The sequence below is a fragment of the Streptomyces sp. NPDC058664 genome (assembly GCF_042716635.1).
In the GTDB taxonomy this organism is placed as follows: domain Bacteria; phylum Actinomycetota; class Actinomycetes; order Streptomycetales; family Streptomycetaceae; genus Streptomyces.
The window spans coordinates 41,545-47,544 of sequence record NZ_JBHXRW010000055.1 but is presented as its reverse complement, the minus strand read 5'-3'; the positions used below and the strand labels follow the sequence as shown (position 1 = coordinate 47,544).

At 68.9% G+C, this 6,000-nt stretch carries 7 protein-coding genes; 5 read left to right on the top strand and 2 right to left on the bottom strand.

Going from position 1 to position 6,000, the window contains the following annotated elements; all coding sequences use genetic code 11:
• The first annotated feature begins 69 nt into the window (after positions 1 to 69).
• The 4 genes from ACFWUY_RS32410 to ACFWUY_RS32395 all read left to right on the top strand — a co-directional run bounded on the left by ACFWUY_RS32410 (position 70) and on the right by ACFWUY_RS32395 (position 2,762).
• Positions 70 to 1,002 (top strand): IS701 family transposase, encoded by a 933-nt coding sequence (locus tag ACFWUY_RS32410; protein WP_384118240.1) that lies wholly within the window; start codon positions 70 to 72, stop codon positions 1,000 to 1,002.
• A 575-nt stretch (positions 1,003 to 1,577) separates the two neighbouring features.
• Entirely contained in the window at positions 1,578 to 1,844 is a 267-nt protein-coding gene (locus tag ACFWUY_RS32405) for a hypothetical protein (protein ID WP_384118237.1), read from the top strand.
• A gap of 141 nt (positions 1,845 to 1,985) precedes the next feature.
• The gene (locus ACFWUY_RS32400) at positions 1,986 to 2,480 is read left to right on the top strand and encodes a phosphatase PAP2 family protein (RefSeq protein ID WP_384118236.1); all 495 of its coding nucleotides are present in this window, start codon (positions 1,986 to 1,988) and stop codon (positions 2,478 to 2,480) included.
• A gap of 57 nt (positions 2,481 to 2,537) precedes the next feature.
• Positions 2,538 to 2,762, top strand: coding sequence for a YegP family protein (locus tag ACFWUY_RS32395; protein ID WP_384118235.1), 225 nt, complete (start codon positions 2,538 to 2,540; stop codon positions 2,760 to 2,762).
• Between the two features lie 650 nt (positions 2,763 to 3,412).
• On the opposite strand, the gene ACFWUY_RS32390 is transcribed toward ACFWUY_RS32395, so the two are convergent.
• The gene (locus ACFWUY_RS32390; RefSeq protein WP_384118233.1) at positions 3,413 to 4,162 is read right to left on the bottom strand and encodes a ZIP family metal transporter; all 750 of its coding nucleotides are present in this window, start codon (positions 4,160 to 4,162) and stop codon (positions 3,413 to 3,415) included.
• Positions 4,163 to 4,395: 233 nt separating this feature from the next.
• Between ACFWUY_RS32390 and mscL the strand changes: the two genes are divergently transcribed.
• Complete coding sequence (gene mscL, locus ACFWUY_RS32385) at positions 4,396 to 4,893, top strand: large conductance mechanosensitive channel protein MscL (protein ID WP_384118231.1); 498 nt, start codon at positions 4,396 to 4,398, stop codon at positions 4,891 to 4,893.
• A 59-nt stretch (positions 4,894 to 4,952) separates the two neighbouring features.
• Here the strand turns inward: mscL and ACFWUY_RS32380 are convergent, their stop codons facing one another.
• Complete coding sequence (locus ACFWUY_RS32380) at positions 4,953 to 5,693, bottom strand: 3-keto-5-aminohexanoate cleavage protein (protein ID WP_384118229.1); 741 nt, start codon at positions 5,691 to 5,693, stop codon at positions 4,953 to 4,955.
• Between the last annotated feature and the right edge of the window lie 307 nt (positions 5,694 to 6,000).

Genomic DNA, 6,000 nt, shown 5'->3' with positions numbered 1-6,000 from the left:
GTCCGAATAGTCCTTCAACGCCATCGGCGGTCTCTCGCTTCCTCCGGATCAAGCAGATCCAGTATCAGCGTGTCCACCACTCAGGGGGAGGCCCCCACCGGTCGGGGGCGGGCGCTGATCGACCGCCGGCTCCACCTGCCTGAGCATTCCTGGTGCACCGATCCCGAGCGCCGCCAGGCGGCCGGGATGCCCGACGAGGTGCAGTTCGCGACCAAACCCCGCCTGGCCTGGGAGATGATCGCCGCCGCACTGGACGCCGGGGTGGAAGCACCGTGGGTGACCGGCGACGAGGCATACGGGCAGGACCCGCAGCTTCGTGCCGCCCTGGAGGCCCGTGGGACCGGCTACGTTCTGGCCGTCGCCTGCTCTATCCGGGGCCGAATCAACTCCGGCCGCACACCGATTCGCGCCGACACGGTCGCCGACCGCCTGCCCGAGGCTGCCTGGCACCGGCAAAGCGCCGGCACCGGCGCGAAGGGCCTGCGCTATTACGACTGGGCCTGGATCCATATCGACACCGGCGAACACCGCCACCTGCTGATCCGCCGCAACCCCACCACGAGGGAGCTCGCCTTCTACCTGTGCTGGTCACCCACCGCAGCGCCGCTGGCCGAACTCGTCCGCGTGGCCGGCAGCCGCTGGAGCGTCGAAGAGTGCTTCCAGGCCGCCAAAGGCCAAGTCGGCCTGGACCACTACCAGGTGAGGAACTGGACCTCATGGCACCGGCACGTCACGCTCGCCATGCTCGCGCTGGCCTTCCTCGCCACCGTCGCCGCCGATGCAGCTCTCGACCGGCCAGCCGACCCACATCACCACACCCGGGGCAGCAACCCGATCTCGCTGACCGTTCCGGAGATCCGCCACCTGTTCACCGCCGTCTTCAACCCACCAGTTGTATCCCCAGCCAGACTGCTGCACTGGTCGAACTGGCGCAGACGCCACCAGGCAACAGCCCGCCACAGCCATCACCGACGACGCTCAGCCCACGAAGCCAGCGGATAGATCACGAAACCGCACTGGAGTACTGAACGGGCACCCATCTTTACCGGCATGCCCCCTTCCGAAGCGTTCTACAGCTGCTCCTGGGGCGTCCGGCCGTCAGGAACGACGGGGGCCGTCACACACCTCTTGGCGGCCGTGTATGTCCCTCGCACGGGTTGGGTAGACGCGTGGCCATCACAAGGGGACCGGTATGGATCCCACCGGCACACACCGTCTCGAGATCGAGTTCATCGGGAACGCCACCCTCCTGCTGAGGTACGGCACGCTCGCCTTGCTCACCGACCCGAACTTCCTGCACAAGGGCCAGTACGCGTACCTGGGCAACGGCCTCGCGAGTCGCCGCCTTCGTGATCCCGCGCGTGAGATCGGGGCACTGCCACCGCTGGACGCCGTTGTCCTCTCCCACCTCCACGGGGACCACTTCGACCGGATCGCCCGACGCGGCCTCGACCAGGGTGTGCCGGTCATCACCACCCCCCCACGCGGCGCACCGGCTGAAGACGCTGCACGGATTCAGGCAGGCCGGTGGCCTCGCGAACTGACAGACCCACGTCCTGCGCAATGCGGACACGCAGGTGCGGATCACGGCCCTGCCCGCCCGCCACGTCGGCCCCCCCGTGCTGCGGAGGCTGCTTCCGCCCGTCACGACGGACGCCCGGCAGGGCGTCGAGCTCGTCCACCGCGTGGACGCGACCAGGCTGATGCCGATCCACTACGAGGAGTACACGGTGATGAAGTCACCGCTGTCGGCCTTCCTCGAAGCGGCACGACGCGCGGCCCTCGCCCAGCGCCTCATCGACTGCCCGCCCGGGGGAACCGCCGTGCTGACCCCACCTTCATAAACGGCCGAGGCGACTCATCCACTTCGCATCAACGTGAGGCTGGAAAACGCTCACTGTGTGGAGGGGCCGCAGGCGGGCAAGAGGCACGGCATGGGAATCCTGAGGGAACTACGCGACAGTGATCATCGGCTGACCCGGCGTATGGCTGCCTGGGACTCCGACTGGGCCCGCCAGATGCTGCCGTCGGTCGAGGAAGCGGCCGAGCACACGAAGCTATGGTGGGCCGCCGCCGCGATCATGACGGCCGGCGGCGGATGGAGGGGTCGCAAAGCCGCAGCCGCCGGGATCATGAGCATGGCAGCGGCGGAACTGCTCTCCAACGGGGTCGCGAAGCAGCTCGTGGAGCGGCGTCGTCCGCCGAAGGAGTGGATTCCGCACGACGATGTCGAGGACCGGCCCGACAGCTCCTCCTTCCCCTCCGGGCACACGGCAGCCGCCGTCGCGTTCACGGTTGCCGTCGCGCCCTCCTGGCCGTGGGCGGGTGCCGCGTGCGCCGTACCGACGGCGCTGGTGGCGATCGAGCGGGTCCACAGCGGCGCTCACTACCCCTCCGACGTCGCTGCCGGCGCCGCCATCGGCCTGGCCGCTGCCGCCTTGGTCCGGACGGCGCCCCGCCTCCTTCTGCGCTGGGGCTGACCCAACTGGCCGGCGAATGACCGGCGGGTCGCAGGATGCGCGCGCCGTGACAGCGGCGTGCACATTTCAAACAGGGAGGGGTCTGCCATCGCGGCTCGTTCCGAGGTCCGGCACCAGCCGGGCAAGGAGTATCCCTTCGTTCTGATCGCAACGAACGGGCAGGCGATCGCGACGAGCGAGCACTACGAGAGCCATCGCACCTGTCTGAACGGCATCGACTCCGTCAAGCGCAACGCCGACGCCTCCATCCAGGATGCCACCGACACCAATGCGGGCCGCTGACCGGCGCGGCACCGCACGGGCGACACGAATGGCGGCCATCGTGCAGCCATCGCGCCATAACGCGCCGAGCATGCGGAGAAGGTGAAGAGTGGATAAGCGCCGTTGGGCGGCACTCAATCACGGCAGTACCGAGGAGTCGGTGGGCGACCTCGTTTCCCGAGCGTCACAGCAAATCTCGGAACTGGTTCGCGAAGAGATACCTGGGCCGGGCGGAGATGGCGTCCCCTTGCGCTGGGTGTATCCCACAGCGACCTCCGGAAGACGAACGGCGGGCTTCTACAGTGACCGGTGCGCGCGATGACCAACGGCTCTTCGAGGAGATCCGCCGTGTGCTGGCCCAGGCAGGGTTCGACGAACCAAACCCCGCGGGCAACCTGAGCCTTCAGGTGAAGGAGAACGAGGGGGTGCTGCTGGGATGGCGCTCGAAGGGGATCTTTCGTGCCGTCATCCACGCTCACGGTTACCAGGACGATAGGGGAGCCGCGTACGGAACTACCCGGTCTGCACCAGGCACTGGACAGCGCACTGTCCGCGATCGCGGAAGCGGCCGGCTTCCAGACCCGCGTCATCGAACCGGCTGGCTGCTGGTGGTCCGAGCCGACCAGAGCGCAGCGGAGCCCGAGGCTCATGGGGCCCTCTCCCCGCCATACCTACAGGTGAGACAGGGCGAACGCCGACAGGAATCCGATCACGGTGACCAATCCCGTCAGCAGGTGCACCTTGCTGTATGCCTCGGGGATCATCGTGTCGGCGATCATCGCCAGGATCGCTCCGCCCGCCACGGCCGTGATCACCGCCATGACCGCCTCGGACGCCCCGCCCAGCAGGGCGTATCCGGCCAGCGCGGCCAGACCGCTGATCACGGCGATGCTTCCCCACAGGATGAAAACGTACCGGCGGCTGCGCCCGGCACTGCGCATCCCGGCGGCGCTCGCAAGTCCCTCGGGGAGGTTGCTGATGAACACCGCCCCCACCGTCGCCGCCCCCAGCTGCCCGCCGCCCAGCAGACTGGTGCCGATCACCACCGACTCCGGGACTCCGTCCAGCAGCGCCCCCAAAGCGATGGCGTTGCCCGATCCAGGCGCCTCGGCCTCGGACGGCTGCTGTTCCCCGGAGCGTTTCCGGTGCTGAGCACCGCGCCGCGCCAGCAGGGCGTTGGCCCCCGAGTACACGGCCGCACCGCCGACCGCCCCGGCCACCACCGGCCACATCCCGGAGCGTTCGTACGCCTCAGAGATCAGCTCGAACGACACCGCCGCCATCAGCACTCCACTGCCGAATGCCATGACCAGGGCGATCAGCCGTGGAGGGACCCGCACCAGCGAGCCGATAGCAGCCCCCACCAGCAAAGCCGCGCCCGCGAACAGGCCCCATCCGCCCGCAACCAACGCTCCAGCCACGACCGCCCCTTTCCGCACCGCCGACAGATGTACCCCCGCCTACCCGCCAGGCCAGAGACCAACGAGGGTTCGCCGCGCGAAGAACACGTGTCCCTTGCCGCCTCGCAGAGACGCGAGAAAGCGATCTCTGTGCTTCTCCCGGTTCCCGTGTCGGATACCGGTGCGTGCTCCGTCCTCCGCCCACCACCAGCAGGCATTGGTCAACAGTGGCAGGGCATGCGGGAAAGGGGCGGATGGCCGCAACCGCGGGCTACGCGTCGACGTCCAAGAACCTCAAGGAGGAGAAGGTGAAGGGCTTCCGCAGTTTCATCCTGCGCGGCAACGTGGTCGACCTGGCCGTCGGCATCGTCATCGGGGCGGCGTTCACCGCGGTGGTGAACGGGTTCGTCGGCGCCTTCCTGACACCGCTGGTCGGGTTGGCCACCGGCGTCACGGGCGACATGAGCCGCAAGACCTTCGCCGTGGGTGCCACCGAGTTCCCCTACGGCGCCTTCATCAACGCGGCGATCAGTTTCCTCCTCCTCGCCTTCGCCCTGTACTTCCTGGTCGTGCTGCCCATCAACAAGCTGCACGAGCGCCTCGCCCCGCACCACGACGTCCAGGCACCCAAGCGGGACTGCCCCGAATGCCTCAGCCCCGTCCCGGCCCAGGCCCGACGCTGTGCCTCCTGCACCGTCTCCTTGTCGGCCGTACCCGCCCAGGCCGGGGAGACAACCCAGCGCGCCGGGTAATCGGCCTCCACCTCCGCGCCTCCATGATCTGGGTCAAGGAGCTCATGAGGAGCACGTGATCACGGCTGGCTAGGGTGTGCCCTGCGTGAGTGCTGGATGGTCTCGCGGGCTGCGCAGACGAGGGCGGCGTTGTCCGGGGCGGGGGTGCCGTCGGGAAGGTGGAGCACGTCTTCCAGGCCGATTCGGGTGTCCAGGCCGCGGGAGGCCGCGAGGCGGAGGATGGGCCAGGCAGCGGCGTCTTCGCCGTGCAGGAGGATGGGCGTGACGACTGATTCGAGTTCGCCCAGCAGGTCGGCAGCGGCATGGGCCGCATCCTGCAGGGTGGTCTCGGTGATCTCGGCCAGGACGCGCAGGACTCGGCGGGATTCGGGCCAGTCCAGGAACCGGTGTGCCGCGGGAGTGCCGGAGTAGATACCGGCTTCGATACCGACCCGCCGGTCCAGCAGGGCCGCGGCCACATCGGTGGCGCCGTCCTCATGCCAGTTGACGGAGGCGTGGTCAGGGAGCACGGTCCAGGCCCGGACCTGCGCGGCGCGGGCCAAAGGGTCCGCCGTGGCCCATGCGCCGGTGGTGACCCCAAGGGGGACGCCCGGGACTGCGGCTCGTACCGCGCTGACCGCTGCGGCGACGGCGGCGGATTCCAGCGTGTCCCGGCCGTCGCGGTCCTTGGGGTGCAGATGGATGTCCTCGGCGCCGGCGGCGACAGCCTCGCGGGCCGCCGCCGCCAGTTCGCCGGGGGTCACCGGGAGATGGGAACACTCGGCGCGGCTTCGAGCACCGTTGAGACAGACCTGCAGCATGGCGTCATCTTCCCAGGTTGCGACCGGGAGGCCTCCTGGCAGGTGACCTGAGACTCTCGCACCCGCGCGCTTGAGTGCCACGAAGTTCTATGAGAAGTCTCCTTCTCCAGGTCGGCGGCGTCTCTCCCGCGCTGGAGTTTTCCTGGCCGAGGCGAGCGAGGCCCCGTCGGTCGAGGCTGAGAAGTTGACGCGAGCCGGAGTGGGTCCGGCTGTAGGTTCGGGAACAGCAACGCCCCGCCCCAGCTTCCAGCTGGAAACCGATCGCACTCCTCCCACCTGGACGCAGCGGCCGGGCACGCAGCAGATG